This window comes from Azospirillum oleiclasticum, from assembly GCF_013423485.1.
GTDB classification, from domain to species: domain Bacteria; phylum Pseudomonadota; class Alphaproteobacteria; order Azospirillales; family Azospirillaceae; genus Azospirillum; species Azospirillum oleiclasticum.
Map to the genome: position 1 here is coordinate 111,548 of NZ_JABFFR010000007.1, position 15,171 is coordinate 126,718.

Here is a 15,171-nt window from a genome sequence, read left to right on the forward strand (position 1 = left end):
GACCGCGAATCGAGTCAACCGAAGCGGTGACGGTGTTTTTCAATCGCCGCGCGCGCCGTCAGGCGGCGGCCGGCTCGGTGGCGGTCCTGGTGGCCGGGGCGGCCGGTGCTGGAACCGGCGGGCGGCGGCCGGTGATGGCCCGTTCCACACCGGCGGCCACGACGGTCTGGCAATGGTCGGCCAGCGCCTTGCGGCTGGGGAACCCCTCGACCGTGACGGGGGGATGGAACTCCACCTCCACCGTCACCTTGCCGATGGTGAAGGCGCGCCACAGGTGCGGAGCCAGGTCCATGTCGCCGTACCAGGCGTAGATGGGCCGGAAATTGATGCCGAGCGGGATGCCGTCCAGCTTGGTCGCCGTCACGCTGACCGGCTGCACCAGCACCGGACGGCCATCGACGCTCTGCCACGCCACGGTGAACAGGGCGCTCTTGAAGGGAAGCGTGCGGTTGCCGTCGGACGAGGTGCCCTCCGGGAACAGGATCAGGTTGTCGCCTTCCTGGAGCCGGGCGGTCAGCGCGTCGCGCTGCCGCCCGACGTCGCTGCGCGCCCGGCGCTCGACGAACACCGTCCGCTGCAGCTTGGACAGGAAGCCGAAGAGCGGCCAGCCCGCCACTTCGCTCTTGGCGATGAAGCTGGCGTTGAGGAGCGCCCCCAGCACGGTGATGTCGAGGTAGGAGGAGTGGTTGCATACGAACAGCACCGGCGCCTCCGTCGCCATGGTGCCGTGCACCTCCAGCCGGAAGCCCAGCAGGCGGGCGCAGCCGCGGTGGTAGAGCTGCGGGATGCGCCGGGCCAGCGGCGACCCCACGGCCATGGCGACGAGCTGCGGCGGAACCAGCGCGAGGGTCCAGGCAAGATACAGAGCGATGCGCAACGACCCGATGATCGGCGATCCCATGGCACGTCCCCAGCGGACCGGCGCACCCGGCGCCGGAGGTTCAGTCGGTCAGCGCGTCGCGCCGGCGGCGCTCGTAATGCTTGGAGTATTTGTCGGTGATCAGTTCGGTCTTGACCACGATGCAGACATCGGTGGTGTTGAAGCCATGGTCGATCACGGCTCCCTCCCCCACGAAGCCGCCGAGCCGGAGATACCCCTTGATCAGCGGCGGCAGGTCGGCCAGCGCGCGGCGCTGGTCGATGGCGTCGCGCGCCATGAGATCCATGCCGACACGGCGGTCGGGAAGCGCGCACGGACGCAGCTCGGGCGGGGCGAGGTGGAAATGGTGCAGGTAGGACAGCGGCAGGGCCAGCGCCTCGGGATCGGTTCCGGGCAGGCTGGCGCAGCCGAACATCACCGCGATGTCATGGCGGAACACATAGTCCGCGATGCCGCGCCACAGGAGCTGCATGGTCGGCCGGTTGCGCGCCGACAGGTCGACGCAGGAGCGGCCGAGCTCCAGCACCTCACCGGGGAAGCGCTCGAACAGGCTGATGTCGTATTCGTCGCTGGAATAGAAGCGGCCGACCCGGGCGGCGGCGGGGCGGCGGATCAGGCGGTAGGTGCCGACCACCTGCTCCGGCCCGTCGCCGCGCGCATGGTCGATCACCAGAAGATGGTCGGCGACCGCGTCGAAATCGTCGAAGTCGCGGCCCCTCGCCTCCATCTCCGCGGTCGGTCGGGCGGACATCTCGGTGTAGAAGACGCGGTAGCGCAGGGCCTGGGCCCAGTCGATCTCCTCAAGGCTCGCCGCCAGCCGCACCTCGAGGCTTCCCATCCGAAGATCGGAGGGACCGTCCTGGTCGGTGGAAGTGTCTACCATGCTCCGGGTCACCAAGGCTTGGGGTCGCGTGCCGCCGCAACGCCCCCACGGACGGGCCGGAGGGCTTCGGCCGTCAGGGATAGCACGATCCGCCATGCGCCGGTCAACCGACTCGTCGGCGCGGCCCCTGTCGGCACCGGAACACACGGCACCGGAACACACGGCGCCGAACCGGACGGCGCCCGACCGGACGGCGAAGCGTCACCGGTGGACGGGCGGTCCGGCGTGGCGGGCACCCGTCCCGCGCCGCCGTCGGCCCGTCGATGCGGCCGAGCTCCCGGCCCGGAGCTCCGCCGCGTCGGACCTTCAGTCGCCGCCGCGCCGCGCGCGGGTGCCCAGGCCGATCTGCTTGGCCAGCGAGCTGCGCTGCTTGGCGTAGTTCGGCGCGACCATCGGATAATCCGGCGGCAGGCCCCAGCGCTCCCGATACTCCTCGGGAGTCATGTTGTAGGCGGTCTTCAGATGGCGCTTCAGCATCTTCAGCTTCTTGCCATCCTCCAGACAGACGATGTGGTCCGGCGTCACCGACTTCTTGATGGGGACGGCCGGCTGCAGCCGCTCTTCCGCGGGGGGGGGTTCGGTGCCGATGTTGACGAGAGACCTGTAGACCTGCTCAATCAGTGTCGGTAGATCACCCAATGCAACGGTGTTGTTGGAGACGTGGGCCGCTACGATCTCCGTGGTCAGAGACAACAGCTCGTTGGATGGCGTTCCATTGCTCATGTAAGCTTGCTCCGAGGCTTGGCCTGCACAACCATATAAAGAGGTTTTCGGGAAGGCGCAATATCCATTCTTTTCGTTCAAAGAGGAAGCCGCTGTGGATGAGAAATCGGAAGTCTACTTGCTCGACATAACGACCGAGGTATGTCCGTTAACCTTTGTGCGGACAAAGTTGTGCGTCGAGCGGTTGAGCCGCGGGCAGACCCTCGAAGTCCGGCTGAACGCGGGCGAACCCTTGGAGAATGTGCCTCGTTCCTTGGTCGAACTCGGACACACCGTGCATTGGGTGCGACCCGAGAACCCCGCGGAACCGCTGGGAATTCACCGGCTGCGCGTGACCAAAAATTAACGTCCGGCAGGGGGTTCCATCGGCGGGGACGGGAAGCGCAGGACCAGTGCCGCGACGCGCCCGTCCCGCCGCCGGTAATAGCCGGGACGGCGCCCGACCGGCACGAAACCGGCGCGCGAATACAGCGCGCGGGCCGCGGCGTTGTCCTCCGCGACTTCCAGGAACACCGCGGTGGCGCCGCGCCGCATGGCTCCGGCGACGGCGGCGTCCACCAGCCGGCGCCCGGTCCCTCGGCCGCGGGCATGGTCGAGCACGCCGATGGCGAGGATCTCGCCATCCTCCCCGGCGGTGCGGACCATGACGAAACCGGCCGGCTCCCCGCCCTCCATGGCAATCACGGCGAAGGCGGCCGGCGGCTCGACCATGCCGGCGATGGAGACGGCCGACCACGGCTCGTCCGGGAAACAGGCGGCCTGGAGTTCCGCCAGCACGGCGGCGTGCGGCGGCCCGGCCGGAACCAGTTCGGGCGGGGCGGTCACGCCACGCCGCGCGGCAGGGTGACGTCCGGCGGACGGATGTAGAGCGGCCGCGGCGCCGGGCCGACGTCGCCCACGGCGCCGAGTGCCGCGACGACCGCCGCGTCGGGAAGGCCGGAACCCCCGGCGAAGACGGTTCCCGGCCGCCCGGCCAGCGCGTCGCGCAGCGGCGGCGCCCCATCGCCGGCAACCAGCAACGGCGCGTCCGTCGATCCGTCGAGCCAACCCGCCAGCCAGCCGGCCACCGCACCGACGGGCAGCATCACCGGCTCGCCCACCGGCTCCAGGCCGGGATCGAACCGTTGCAGGTAGGGCTCGGCGCGGCGCGAGTCGACGGCGACCAGCAGCGGCCGGCCGGCCCGCTCCGCCGCCGGCACCCCATGGGCGATGGCGGCGAAGCTGGTCACCCCGACGACCGGAACGCCGATCCCGAGCGCGAAGCCGCGCGCCGCGGCCAACGCGATGCGCAGGCCGGTGAAGGCGCCGGGCCCGACGGTGACGGCGATGCGGTCGAGCTCGGCGAAGGCGGCGCCCGCGTCGGCCAGCACGGCGGCGGCCATCGGCACCAGCGCCTCCGCCTGGCCGCGCGCCATGGGGGTGGCGCGCCGCGCCGCGATCCGCCCGTCGACCCACAGCGCCGCCGAGCAGCCGGATGTCGCGGTGTCCAGACCAAGCACCTTCATCGCCGCTGCCGGACCATGCTAGACACGTCTCCCGTCCAACCTTTCGTACACCCGTCCATGCTCGTTCCCATCGCGCCGCCGTCCTTCGACGTCGATATCGACCTGCGCTACGCCACGCCGGACAATCTGGCGGGTGTCGCCATCTACCGCAAGCCGGTCTGCCTGCTGGCGCCGGAGGCGGCCAGCGCGCTGGGGCGTGCGGCGGAGCTCGCCCGCGGCATCGGCTGCCGGCTGTGCGTCTACGACGCCTTCCGCCCGGTGGAGGCGCAGTGGCGCCTGTGGGAGGCGCTGCCCGATCCCGCCTACATCGCCGACCCGCGCCAGGGCTCCAACCATTCGCGCGGGGTGGCGGTCGACCTGACTCTGGCCGACGCCGACGGCACGCCGCTCGACATGGGCACCGGGTTCGACGACATGACGGAGCGCTCGCACCACGCGCGCACCGATCTGCCCGCCGAAATGCAGCGCAACCGCGCTCTGCTGCTGGGGGTGATGAGCGCGGCGGGCTGGGCGCATTACGCCATGGAATGGTGGCATTACGAGTTGCCGGATGCCGCCCGCTTCCCGCTTCTGACCGACCGCGCCGTCGGCGGGCTGATGCTTTCGGCGTAACCGGCTGTGGCGCGCGTGCATCGGCCGGGCGGGTCCTGCACGCGGCGGCCGTTGCGGACTTGTGACGGGGCGTGCCTCTGTGCCACACCGCAGACATGCTCGTCCGATGCGCCTCCGCCCTGTTCGCGGCTGTCCTGGCCGTCGCCGCCGCCGTGGCGTCCGCCACGCCCGCCGGCGCGGGGGACGGACCGTCGGCGGTGGTCTTCGCCTACAACCGCTTCGGCGAGGACCAGACGCCGGTCAGCAGCCTCCGCATCGACCAGCTCGAGTCGCACCTGGAGGATCTCCAGGCGGGCGGTTACACCGTGCTGCCGCTGCCGCGCATCGTCGAGGCCCTGCGCCAGGGGCGCCCGCTGCCCGACCGGACGGTCGCCATCACCATCGACGAGGCCAGCAAGTCCGCCTACCGCGAGGCGTGGCCGCGGCTGCGCGCGGCCGGGCTGCCCTTCACGCTGTTCGTCGGCACGGATGCCATCGACCGCGGCTCCCCCGGCCACATGACCTGGGACGAGCTGCGCCAGATGGCAGCGGCTGGCGTGACCATCGGCGGACTCGGTGCGTCGACCATGCCGCTCGCCACCCGGCCGTTGGCCGACGTGCGATCCGAATTGCGGCGCATGGCCGACCGGCTGAAGGCCGAATTGAACCTGCGCCCCACCCTGTTCGCCTACCCCGCCGGCGACCATTCCGACGCGGTGCGCGAGCTGGTGGCCGAGATGGGCTTCACCGCCGCCTTCGGGCTGCAGTCGGGGGCCGTGCACGCGGGGGCCGACCTGAAGGCGCTGCCGCGCTTCGTGATGAACGAATCCTTCGGCGGCATCGAGCGTTTCCGAATCGCCGCCTCGGCCCTGCCGCTGCCCGTCTCCGACGTGACGCCGGAGGACACGCTGCTCACCGTCAACCCGCCGCCGCTGGGCTTCACCGTCGATACGTCGGTCGGCGAGCTGTCACGCCTCGCCTGCTTCGCGTCGGGCCAGGGGCGCACGGCGCTGGAGCGGGTGACCGACGACCGGGTGGAGGTGCGCATCGCCGCCCCCTTCCCGCCCGGCCGCGCCCGCGTCAACTGCACGCTGCCCACGGCCGACGGCCGCTGGCGCTGGTACGGCGTGCAGTTCGTGGTGCCGGAGTAATTCCAAGTCCCGATGAGAACGACTCATCGGGACTTGGTTGGGCCGTTGAGGCCCCGCGGGCCCGTGCCCGCGAAGGCAAGCGGCCGGATGGCCGCGCCCGCCGTGTGAGGGATCATCGATCATGATCGATGATACGTGGTATACTGGCGGTCAGCGGACCGCCCGCACCTCGGTCACTTCCGGGATGTAGTGGCGCAGCATGTTCTCGATGCCGGCCTTCAGCGTGGCGGTCGAGCTGGGGCAGCCGGCGCAGGAACCCTTCATGGTCAGATAGACCACACCGTGGTCGAAGCCGTGGAAGGTGATGTCGCCGCCGTCCTGGGCCACCGCCGGACGCACGCGGGTGTCCAGCAGCTCCTTGATCTGCACGACGATCTCGTCGTCATCCTCGCTGGCGGCGTTGTCGTCGACCGCATCCTCCAGCAGCACCGGGCGGTTGGCGGTGAAATGCTCCATGATCACGCCGAGGATCGACGGCTTCAGGAGGTACCAGTCGCGGTCGCCCGATTTGGTGATGGTGACGAAGTCGGCGCCGAGGAAGACGCCCTCGACCCCCTCGATGTCGAACAGGCGCTGGGCAAGCGGCGAGCGCGCCGCCGACGCCCCGTCGGTGAAGTCGGCGGTGCCGCGCCCGAGCACCTCGCGACCCGGCAGAAACTTCAGCGTCGCCGGGTTGGGTGTCTGCTCGGTCTGGATGAACATGTCGGGAACCCTCCATTGCGCCGGTCCATGCTGGCGCCGTTCCGCAAACTTGGGCAGAATCCACGCCCAGATCAAGCGGACGACTCCGCCCGCCCCCCTGGAGAGGACGGAATCCCGGTGACCACGGCCACACCCGCAGCCCCCCCGCCCCCGCATCCCGCGCCCGTCGGTTGCGACGCCGCACCGGTCATCGAATGGCTGATGCGCGAGGGACGGCAGAGCACGGACATACCCACGGTGGTGGACGCCTTCGCCCGGCGGCTCGCCGAGTCCGGCGTGCCGCTGGCGCGTCTGTCGCTGGGGCTGCGCCTGCTGCACCCTCAGATCCAGTTCATGAGCTATTACTGGCGCGCCCACGAGCCGGCCGTGGAGGTGATCGAGCGCGCGCACGGCACCGAGCTGAGCGAGAGCTATCTGACGAGCCCCGTCTACACCATCACCGAACAGGGGGTGGAGGCCATGCGCTTCCCGCTGGAGCGGATGGCGCCGCCCTGGGAATACCCGATCCTGGAGGAGCTGAAGGACCAGGGCATCACCGACTATGCGCTGATGGCGCTCCACTTCTCCGACCGCCGGCGCAACATGTCGAGTTTCGCGACCGAGCGGCCGGGCGGCTTCAGCACCGCCGACCTGGCGCTGATCGACGCCGTGCTGCCGGCCTTCTCCGCGGTGCTGGAGACACTGATTCTGCGGCGGCTGGCGGCCACCGTGCTCGACACCTATGTCGGCCACCGCACGGGCTCCCGCATCCTGTCCGGCGACATCCGCCGCGGCACCGGCGCCGACCTGCGCGCGGTCATCTGGTACTGCGACCTGCGCGGCTTCACCTCGCTGGCCGACCGGCTGCCGCGCGACACGCTGATCAGCCTGCTGAACGGCTATTTCGAGATCATGGGGGGTGCTGTGGAGGCGCGCGGGGGCGAAATCGTCAAGTTCATCGGCGACGCCATGCTCGCCATCTTCCCGCTGCCCGACGGCGCCGGCCCGCTGGAGGAGCGGCAAGCCTGCCGGCTGGCGCTGGCCGCCGCGCGCGACGCGCTGGCGCGCATCGACGCCCGCAACGCCGAGCGCGCCGCCTGGGGCGAGCCGACCCTGCGCTGCGGCATCGCGCTCCACATCGGCAACGTCATGTACGGCAACATCGGCGCGCCGAGCCGGCTGGACTTCACGGTGATCGGCCCGGCGGTCAATCTGGTGAGCCGGATCGAGGGTCTGTGCAAGCGGCTCGATCGCACCCTCCTCACGTCCGCCGAATTCGCCGCCGCCTGCCCGGATCCGCTGGACGCCGCGGGCTGGCACCCCGTGCGCGGGCTGAAGGACCCGGTGGAGGTGTTCGGGCTGCCCGCGGTCCTGACGGCCGTGGCGGCATGAGCGCGCCCGCGGCGCACGGCCGGACGCTCCCCCCCTGGGCGCTGGGAACCGCCGCCTTCTGCGGCGGCTTCGCGCTGATGATGCTGGAGATCCTGGGCGGCCGGCTGATGGCGCCACAGTTCGGCTATTCCGTCTACCAGTGGGGGGCGGTGATCGGGGTGGTCATGGCCTTCATGGCCGCCGGCTATTGGGTGGGCGGCACGCTGGGCGACGGCCCGCGGGCGCTGCCGGCGCTGCGCGGCGCGCTGACGCTGGCCGCGCTGTGGGGAGCCGGCACCCCCTGGGTGGCGCCGCCGCTGCTGGACGGCATGGGCTTCGCCCTGCCGCCGCAGGAGGGGTCGGTGATCGCCGCGGCGGTGCTGCTGGCCGTTCCCTCCTTCGCGCTGGCCATGGTCTCACCGATCTGCGCCGGGCTGACCGCCTTGTCGGGTGCCGCGGCGGCGGGCCGTGTCTACGCCGTGGGCACGGTGGGCAGCATCGCCGGCACCTTCGCCGCCGCCTTCTGGGCGATCCCCGCCATCGGAGTGACGGCCGGCTACGGCGTGGCGGCCTTGGTCCTGGCCGCCGGGCTGGTGGCAGCGGCGCGCGGGGTGGCGCCGGCCGCCGGCGCCGGGGTGGCGGCCCTGGCGACCCTGCTGGCCGGGCCGGGGACGCCCGCCGGCTACGCGCTGGTGCGGGAGACACCGCACAACACCATCTACGTCGCCGAGGACGCGCGCGAGCTGCGGCTCCACCTGAACGTGCCGTGGGCGGTGCAGTCGCGGGTGCGCAAGGACGGCGGGCCGACCGGCCTCTATTACGACCTGTTCCCCGCCCTGCCCCTGCTGACGCAGGGACGGCGCGTGCTGGTGCTGGGCGTGGCCGGCGGGGCCGCCGCCACCGGCATCCGCGCCGCCTGGCCGGACGCCGCGGTGCTGGGGGTGGAGCTGGACGCCGCGGTGGTGGAGGTGGCGCGCGAGCGCTTCGGTCTCGACCCCGCCGTGCCGGTGCTGGTGGAGGACGCGCGGCGTTACGTGACGCACGCCACCGTTGCGCACGACGTGATCGTCATCGACCTCTACAACACCGTCAGCATCCCCTTCTTCGTGGCGACGCGGGAGTTCTTCCAGGCGGTCGAGCGGCGGCTGGCGCCGGGCGGCATCGTCGCCATGAACGTCGCGGCCCCGGCCGACCGCGACGCGCTGGTCGGGCCGCTGGCCGCCACCATGGCCGCCGCCTTCCCGGCGGTCTTCGCGGCCGACGCCGGCAACGGCAACCATTTCCTGCTGGCGGCGAAGGAACCACGCACCGCGGAGGCGCTGCGGGAGCGCCTGCGCGCCGCCCCGCCGGCGGCGGAGTCCGCCGCCCTCGACCTCGCCGACACGCTGGTGCCGGCACGGACCGACGGCTTCCCGGTGCTGACCGACGACCGCACCGACATCGACCTGCGCAGCCTCAGGGCGCTGTACGGGCGGTGAGGGAACGGCCCTGGAGAGTGCGGGTCAGGTGATCGCTTCCAGCTGCTCGTCGGACATCGCCCCCGGCACGATGGTGACGGGGATGCGCAGACGCGACAGGCCGCGGCCGGTGAGGAAGGAGACGAGCGGGCCGGGGCCCTCGTTGCCGGTGCCGGCACCCAGCACCAGGATGGAGATGCTGGGGTCGCTGTCGATCAGCGACAACAGCTCGTCGCGGCGGTTGCCCTCGCGCAGGAACAGGGCGGGGATGGCGCCGGTGAGCTGGGTGACCTCGCGGGCCAGCTTCTGCACCTTCTGCTCCGCCTCCGCCCGCATCTCCTCGCGCATCAGGTTCTCCACGGCCATGAAGCCAGTCATCTCCTGCGGCTCGATGACGTAGAGCAGCGCCAGACGGCCGCCGGAGCGCTTGGCGCGCAGGCAGGCGTAGCGCAGCGCGACCTTCAGCTCGGGGCTGCCGTCGACGACGACCAGGAAGATGCGCACGGGCTTCGCCGCCGGGGCTGGCTCGCCGGTGGGGGCCGGGGTCTGGCCGTTGGGGGTTTGGGAGTCGTCCGTCATCTCACACCCTCCGGAATGCGGCAGCGGCCAGCCAGCCCGCGGCGACGGCGCCGGCAACCGCCAGAACACCGTACGCGATCGGTTGGCCGCGCGCGAATTCGAAAACATCGGCGCTGAAGCCGATCTTGGAAACCACCAGCGGGGTCGTCTGGGCGCTGACCACCTCGTTGTCGCGGATCAGCAGCACATTGATGGTGTAGAGGCCGGTCGGCACATTGGCCGGGAAGTAGATGTTGGTGCGGAACAGCCGGTCGCCCAGGAAGGTGACGGCCCCGGTGCTTGTGCCGTAGAGCCCGTCGCGCTGCTTGTTGCGGATCAGCGCCTCGCGGAACTCGGCCAGCCGCTCGGGCGACACCTCGGCCTCGGGCTCCAGCCGCAGATGGTCCAGCCCGATCTGGTGGCGTTCGAGCTGCGGCGGCGACACCGTCTGCTGCAGCGGCCGGCTGGTCGCCACCACATAGAAGCTGGGCGCCTGCGGGAAGGTCACGCTGCGGCGGTTGATCCAGATGCCGGCCGTGCGCTCCTTGCGGCGCACGGTGATCGGGGTGCGCGGGCCGGTCACCACCACCGCCACGTCGCCGGCCCCGTCGGTGGCGCCGAACAGCACCACCTCGGTCCCGGTGAAGCCGGTGGTGATGGCGATCAGGTGGTTGGACAGGTCGGCGACGAGCTGCTGGGCGCGCGCCGACAGGGCGACGAACCCGATGAGGCAGAGCGCCAGGAGGGCGGCGGGAAGCTTCACGCGTCAGCTCCCGATCGCGAGGCTGTAGAGGTCGGCCGGCACCGCCACCAGATCCCAGGCCAGCTTGAGCGCCACGCCGACGACGATCAGGCCGAGCAGCAGCCGCGCCTGGTCGCCGCGCAGCGCCCCGCCGGCCTTGGTGCCGAACTGCGCGCCCACCACGCCGCCGACCAGCAGCAGCAGCGCCAGCATCACGTCCACCGTCTGGTTGGTGGCGGCCTGGAGCAGGGTGGCGGCGGCGGTGGTGAAGATGATCTGGAACAGCGAGGTCCCGGCCACCAGCGCCGTCGGCATGTTCAGCATGTAGATCATCGCCGGCACCAGCAGGAAGCCGCCGCCGACCCCCATGATGGCGACCAGCACGCCGCCCACGAAGCCGATGCCGAAGGGCAGCAGCGCCGAGATGTAGAGCCGCGAGCGGGGAAAGCGCATCTTCAGCGGCAGCCCGTGCAGGAAGCCGTGGCGGTGCAGCTTGCCGCGGGCGGCGGTGGGCTGGCGCCGGCGGATCATGGCGCGGGTGGCCTCCACCAGCATCAGCCCGCCGATGGTGCCGAGCAGGAACACGTAGGACAGCGAGATGGCGACGTCGATCTGACCCATGCGCTGGAGGATGCCGAAGATCCACACGCCGACCGCGGTGCCGACGACACCGCCCATCAGCATCACCGCGCCCAGCTTCACGTCGACGTTGCCGCGCCGCCAGTGCGCCATCACGCCGGAGATGCTGGCGCCCACGAGCTGGTTGGCCTGGGTGCCCACCGACACCGCCGCGGGCACGCCGATGAACATGAGCAGCGGCGTCATCAGGAAGCCGCCGCCCACCCCGAACATGCCGGACAGGAACCCGACGAGCCCCCCCATGCCGAGCACCAACAGGGCGTTGACCGACATCTCGGCGATCGGCAGATAGACTTGCATGGGATCAGGGTCCGGCGGCGGGCAAAGCGGCCTTGCCCGGATCGGACCACCAGTGGCCCGGCCCGGGCAAGGCCGCCGACTCAAGAGTTTCGCAGGATTTCCGGGGCCGCCCGTCCGAGGGCGGAGTTCGGAAATCCTGCCGAGAGCGGCACCTTACTCCACGGACTGTTGGCGGGGCAAAGGGCTTTCACCCCGCCGGCACGTCGTCAGAGGGCGGCAGCAATGCCCTTGCTGCGCAGCAGCGTGGCCAGCGGGACCTCCGGGCGGGCGCCGACGTGGCTGATCACCTCCGCCGCCGCGATGGCGCCGAGCCGCCCGCACAAAGCCGGCTCCAGCCCGCGGGTGAAGCCGAAGAGGAAACCCGAGGCGTAGAGGTCGCCGGCCCCGGTGGTGTCGACCACCCGCTCCACCGGTTCCGCCGCCACCGCGACCGCCGTGCCGCCGGACACGATCACCGCCCCCTTCTCGCTGCGGGTCAGCGCCGCCGTCCGGCCCAGCCGCTTCACCGCGGCCAGCGCCGTCTCGAAATCGTCGGTGCCGTAGAGGGCGCCGATCTCGTGCTCGTTGGCGAACAGGATGTCGACGTGGTTCTCGACCAGATCCAGGAACTCGGCGTGGTGGCGGTGGACGCAGAAGCTGTCGGACAGCGACAGCGACACCTTGCGGCCGTTGCGGTGGGCGATCTCCGCCGCCTTGCGGAAGGCGGCCTTCGCCTCCGGCCGGTCGTAGAGATAGCCTTCCATGTAGGTGACGCTGCTGGCGGCGATCAGGGCCTCGTCCACATCGTCCGGCCCCAGCTCGACGCAGGCGCCGAGGAAGGTGTTCATGGAGCGCTGGGCGTCCGGCGTCACCAGGATCAGGCAGCGGGCGGTCGGCGGCTGGCCCTGCAGGGGCGGCGTGGTGAAATGCACGCCGGCGGCGCGGATGTCGTGCCGGAAGACCGCGCCCAGCTGGTCGTCGCAGACCTTGCCGATGTAGGCGCCACGCCCGCCCAGCGAGGCGAAGCCCGCCATGGTGTTGCCCGCCGAGCCGCCCGACACCTCCACGCCCGGCCCCATACGGCCGTAGATCTCCTCGGCGCGGGCGGCGTCGATCAGCGTCATGGCCCCCTTTTCGATGGCGTTGTCGGCCAGGAAGGCGTCGTCGGCGTGGGCGATGACGTCGACGATGGCGTTGCCGATGCCGACAACGTCGAATTCAGCCCGGTCCATGCATGCTCCTTGAATCGGTCGGGGGGCGTTCGGGCGGCGAGTATAGCGGCGCCCCCGGCCGCCACAAGCGGCGTGGCGACGCGGGCACCGCGTGTGTCCGGGGCGGCCTTGTCCGGGAAAGACCCGCCCCCAGATAGGGGCGGTTCCAACCGCTGAAGGGACCCGACCCGCATGATCCGCGCGCTCCTCCTCGCCTTCGGCCAGCTCACCGATCCCGGTTCGCGCCGCGTGGTGGCGATCGGGGTGCTGGGCGCCATCGCGGGCTTCGCGGCGCTGGCCGCGCTGGTGTGGTACGCGCTGTTCCATACCGCCCTGACCGACGTCGCCTGGATCGACACGACGCTGGACGTGGTCGGCGGGCTGCTGGTCTTCGTGGTGGCGTGGCTCCTGTTCCCCGCCATGGTGGCGACGGTGTCGAGCTTCCTGCTCGACGATGTGGTGGACCGGGTGGAGGCGCGGCACTATCCGCAGCTCGCCCGCGCCCGCCGCCTGACCATGGGTGAGGAATTGGCGAACGCGGCGAGCCTGTTCGCCATCGTGGTTGCCGTCAACCTCGTCGCTCTACCCGTGTATATCTTCGCACCCGGAATCAATCTTATCGTCTATTATACGATAAATGGTTATCTCCTTGGGCGCGATTACTTTGGATTGATCGCCAACCGACGCCTGGGAACGGAAAGGGCACGGATCTTGCGTCGCAGTTTTCCATTGAAACCTTTTTTGGCCGGCGTCATTATCGCTTTTCTCTCGACCGTACCGTTGGTCAACCTCCTGGTGCCGGTCGTCGCCAGCGCCTTCATGGTCCATATCTTTCACGGACTCACTCGGCGCTTGCCGCCGGTCGGATGACCGTGATACGCCGCATGGACGTTCCTTTGCGCGAGCCAGGGCGCCGCCATCCGTAGCCGCCACCTGTTTCGATTGACCTGTACAGACTGACCGGGGGACCGACGTTCATGCTGTTTGGACGAAAGAATTCGCCGACCGGCACTCCCAAGCCAGCGAGCGCCGACCCGGCCGGGGCTCCGTCACCGGCTCCGGCCGCGCCAGACCGGGGCTTCGCCGACACCACCGCACCGCTGTCCACGGCTTCGGGTCCGGCAGCCCACTCATCCCCGGGCGCCGCGGTCTTCCCGGCGCCGGCTTCCCCGTCCGCGCCGATGCCAAGCCCGGCACCGGCCGCCTATCGTTCTCCCTATGCCGACAAGGGACCCGACATGACCACCAGCACGCCGAAGCCGCCCATTGCCCCGTCCATGTCCGGCGCCGGTCTGCGCACCGACACCCCGCGCCGCGTGGTCGACATCCCCGGCGCGCCGGTGCGCCGGCCGGACGCCGCCGCCCCGCCCGCCGCCGCCGCCGCCGCCCCGCAGGACCAGCAGCGCCGTCTGACGGTCGGCCGCGACATCTCCCTGTCGGGCGAGATCACCTCCTGCGACGTGCTGGTCGTGGAAGGCACGGTCGAGGCCAAGCTGCGCGACGGCCGCAACATCGAGATCGCGGACTCCGGCCTGTTCAAGGGCTCGGTGGAGATCGACGAGGCAGACATCGCCGGCCGGTTCGAAGGCGACATCGTGGTGCGTGGCCGGCTGCGCGTGCGCAGCACCGGCAAGATCACCGGCTCCATCAAATACGGCGAGCTGGAGGTCGAGGCCGGCGGCCGGCTGGTCGGCGACATCCAGGTGGTCGAGCCCGGCGCCACCGTCGCCCGCATCGCCACCCCCGCCCCGGTCGAGCTGCCGGTGGCCGCCATGGGCAGCGTCGCGGAGTAACCGGCACCTGCCAGCCCTCTCCCCGGCGGGGAGAGGGTTACAGCGCCGGCACAACCGCACCCGGCTTCGTCTTGTCCTTGTAGGCGCAGAGGTCGGCGACCGTGCAGACCGGGCAGTCCGGCTTGCGGGCCTTGCAGACATAGCGCCCGTGCAGGATCAGCCAGTGGTGAGCGTGCAGCCGGTAGGGCTTGGGCACCGCCTTCAGCAGCTTCGCCTCCACCGCGTCGGGCGTCTTGCCGGGAGCGAGGCCGGTGCGGTTGCCGACCCGGAAGATGTGGGTGTCCACCGCGATCGTCTCCTCGCCGAAGGCGACGTTGAGCACCACGTTGGCGGTCTTGCGGCCGACGCCGGGCAGCGTCTCCAGCGCCTCGCGGTCGCGCGGCACCTCCCCGCCATACCGCTCGACCAGGATCTCCGACAGGCGGATGACGTTCTTCGCCTTGGTGTTGAACAGGCCGATGGTCTTGATGTGCTCGCGCAGCGCGGCCTCGCCCAGAGCCACCATCTGTGCCGGAGTCGTCACCCGTTCGAACAGCGCCCTGGTGGCGCGGTTGACGCCGACGTCGGTCGCCTGGGCCGACAGCACCACGGCCACCAGCAGGGTGTAGGGGTTCACGTATTCCAACTCGCTCCGCGGCTCGGGCATCGCGGTGCTGAGGCGGCGGAAGAATTCCTGGACGTCGGCGCGTTTCATGGGGCGCGACTGT

Annotated in this window: 18 protein-coding genes; 7 read left to right on the plus strand and 11 right to left on the minus strand. The window is 71.0% G+C overall.

Features of this window, described 5'->3' with window-relative positions:
* Positions 1–58: 58 nt before the first annotated feature.
* From HL658_RS10535 to HL658_RS10545, 3 genes are all read right to left on the minus strand, one after another.
* On the minus strand, positions 59–901 hold the full coding sequence (locus HL658_RS10535; RefSeq protein ID WP_180282092.1) for a lysophospholipid acyltransferase family protein: 843 nt from the start codon (positions 899–901) through the stop codon (positions 59–61).
* Between the two features lie 40 nt (positions 902–941).
* Positions 942–1,763, minus strand: a complete 822-nt coding sequence (locus HL658_RS10540; protein WP_180282091.1) for a GNAT family N-acetyltransferase — start codon at positions 1,761–1,763, stop codon at positions 942–944.
* A gap of 306 nt (positions 1,764–2,069) precedes the next feature.
* Positions 2,070–2,486 (minus strand): Ros/MucR family transcriptional regulator, encoded by a 417-nt coding sequence (locus tag HL658_RS10545; protein WP_180282090.1) that lies wholly within the window; start codon positions 2,484–2,486, stop codon positions 2,070–2,072.
* A gap of 94 nt (positions 2,487–2,580) precedes the next feature.
* Here HL658_RS10545 and HL658_RS10550 point away from each other — a divergent pair, with 94 nt between their 5' ends.
* Complete coding sequence (locus HL658_RS10550; RefSeq protein WP_180282089.1) at positions 2,581–2,832, plus strand: sulfurtransferase TusA family protein; 252 nt, start codon at positions 2,581–2,583, stop codon at positions 2,830–2,832.
* On the opposite strand, the gene HL658_RS10555 is transcribed toward HL658_RS10550, so the two are convergent.
* Positions 2,829–3,311, minus strand: a complete 483-nt coding sequence (locus HL658_RS10555; RefSeq protein WP_180282088.1) for a GNAT family N-acetyltransferase — start codon at positions 3,309–3,311, stop codon at positions 2,829–2,831. The genes HL658_RS10550 and HL658_RS10555 overlap by 4 nt on opposite strands.
* Positions 3,308–3,991 carry a tRNA (adenosine(37)-N6)-threonylcarbamoyltransferase complex dimerization subunit type 1 TsaB gene (gene tsaB, locus HL658_RS10560; protein WP_180282087.1) on the minus strand — a complete coding sequence of 228 codons (684 nt, stop codon included), beginning with the start codon at positions 3,989–3,991 and terminating at the stop codon, positions 3,308–3,310. Before tsaB ends, HL658_RS10555 begins: the two co-directional genes overlap by 4 nt.
* Positions 3,992–4,048: 57 nt before the next feature.
* Between tsaB and ddpX the strand changes: the two genes are divergently transcribed.
* Together ddpX and HL658_RS10570 are read left to right on the plus strand one after the other, a co-directional pair.
* Positions 4,049–4,603: a D-alanyl-D-alanine dipeptidase gene (ddpX, locus tag HL658_RS10565; RefSeq protein WP_180282086.1), complete on the plus strand. Its 555-nt coding sequence runs from the start codon at positions 4,049–4,051 to the stop codon at positions 4,601–4,603.
* A gap of 95 nt (positions 4,604–4,698) precedes the next feature.
* Complete coding sequence (locus tag HL658_RS10570) at positions 4,699–5,733, plus strand: polysaccharide deacetylase family protein (protein ID WP_180282085.1); 1,035 nt, start codon at positions 4,699–4,701, stop codon at positions 5,731–5,733.
* A 150-nt stretch (positions 5,734–5,883) separates the two neighbouring features.
* Here the strand turns inward: HL658_RS10570 and HL658_RS10575 are convergent, their stop codons facing one another.
* Positions 5,884–6,435: a NifU family protein gene (locus HL658_RS10575; protein WP_180282084.1), complete on the minus strand. Its 552-nt coding sequence runs from the start codon at positions 6,433–6,435 to the stop codon at positions 5,884–5,886.
* Positions 6,436–6,552: 117 nt separating this feature from the next.
* Between HL658_RS10575 and HL658_RS37970 the strand changes: the two genes are divergently transcribed.
* Positions 6,553–7,806, plus strand: a complete 1,254-nt coding sequence (locus HL658_RS37970) for an adenylate/guanylate cyclase domain-containing protein (RefSeq protein WP_343055052.1) — start codon at positions 6,553–6,555, stop codon at positions 7,804–7,806.
* The gene (locus HL658_RS10585; protein ID WP_180282083.1) at positions 7,803–9,263 is read left to right on the plus strand and encodes a fused MFS/spermidine synthase; all 1,461 of its coding nucleotides are present in this window, start codon (positions 7,803–7,805) and stop codon (positions 9,261–9,263) included. Before HL658_RS37970 ends, HL658_RS10585 begins: the two co-directional genes overlap by 4 nt.
* A gap of 24 nt (positions 9,264–9,287) precedes the next feature.
* Here the strand turns inward: HL658_RS10585 and HL658_RS10590 are convergent, their stop codons facing one another.
* The 4 genes from HL658_RS10590 to HL658_RS10605 form a co-directional block, all read right to left on the minus strand.
* Complete coding sequence (locus HL658_RS10590) at positions 9,288–9,821, minus strand: universal stress protein (protein ID WP_180282082.1); 534 nt, start codon at positions 9,819–9,821, stop codon at positions 9,288–9,290.
* 1 nt (position 9,822) lies between these two features.
* Positions 9,823–10,563, minus strand: a complete 741-nt coding sequence (locus tag HL658_RS10595) for a TIGR02186 family protein (protein WP_180282081.1) — start codon at positions 10,561–10,563, stop codon at positions 9,823–9,825.
* A gap of 3 nt (positions 10,564–10,566) precedes the next feature.
* Complete coding sequence (locus HL658_RS10600; RefSeq protein WP_180282080.1) at positions 10,567–11,481, minus strand: sulfite exporter TauE/SafE family protein; 915 nt, start codon at positions 11,479–11,481, stop codon at positions 10,567–10,569.
* A gap of 206 nt (positions 11,482–11,687) precedes the next feature.
* Positions 11,688–12,692 carry an adenosine kinase gene (locus tag HL658_RS10605; RefSeq protein ID WP_180282079.1) on the minus strand — a complete coding sequence of 335 codons (1,005 nt, stop codon included), beginning with the start codon at positions 12,690–12,692 and terminating at the stop codon, positions 11,688–11,690.
* A 171-nt stretch (positions 12,693–12,863) separates the two neighbouring features.
* On the opposite strand from HL658_RS10605, the gene HL658_RS10610 reads away from it, so the two are divergent.
* Entirely contained in the window at positions 12,864–13,541 is a 678-nt protein-coding gene (locus HL658_RS10610; RefSeq protein WP_180282078.1) for an EI24 domain-containing protein, read from the plus strand.
* A gap of 368 nt (positions 13,542–13,909) precedes the next feature.
* Positions 13,910–14,464: a bactofilin family protein gene (locus tag HL658_RS10615; protein ID WP_246337467.1), complete on the plus strand. Its 555-nt coding sequence runs from the start codon at positions 13,910–13,912 to the stop codon at positions 14,462–14,464.
* A gap of 37 nt (positions 14,465–14,501) precedes the next feature.
* Here the strand turns inward: HL658_RS10615 and nth are convergent, their stop codons facing one another.
* Positions 14,502–15,158 (minus strand): endonuclease III, encoded by a 657-nt coding sequence (gene nth / locus HL658_RS10620; protein WP_180282076.1) that lies wholly within the window; start codon positions 15,156–15,158, stop codon positions 14,502–14,504.
* Positions 15,159–15,171: the final 13 nt, after the last annotated feature.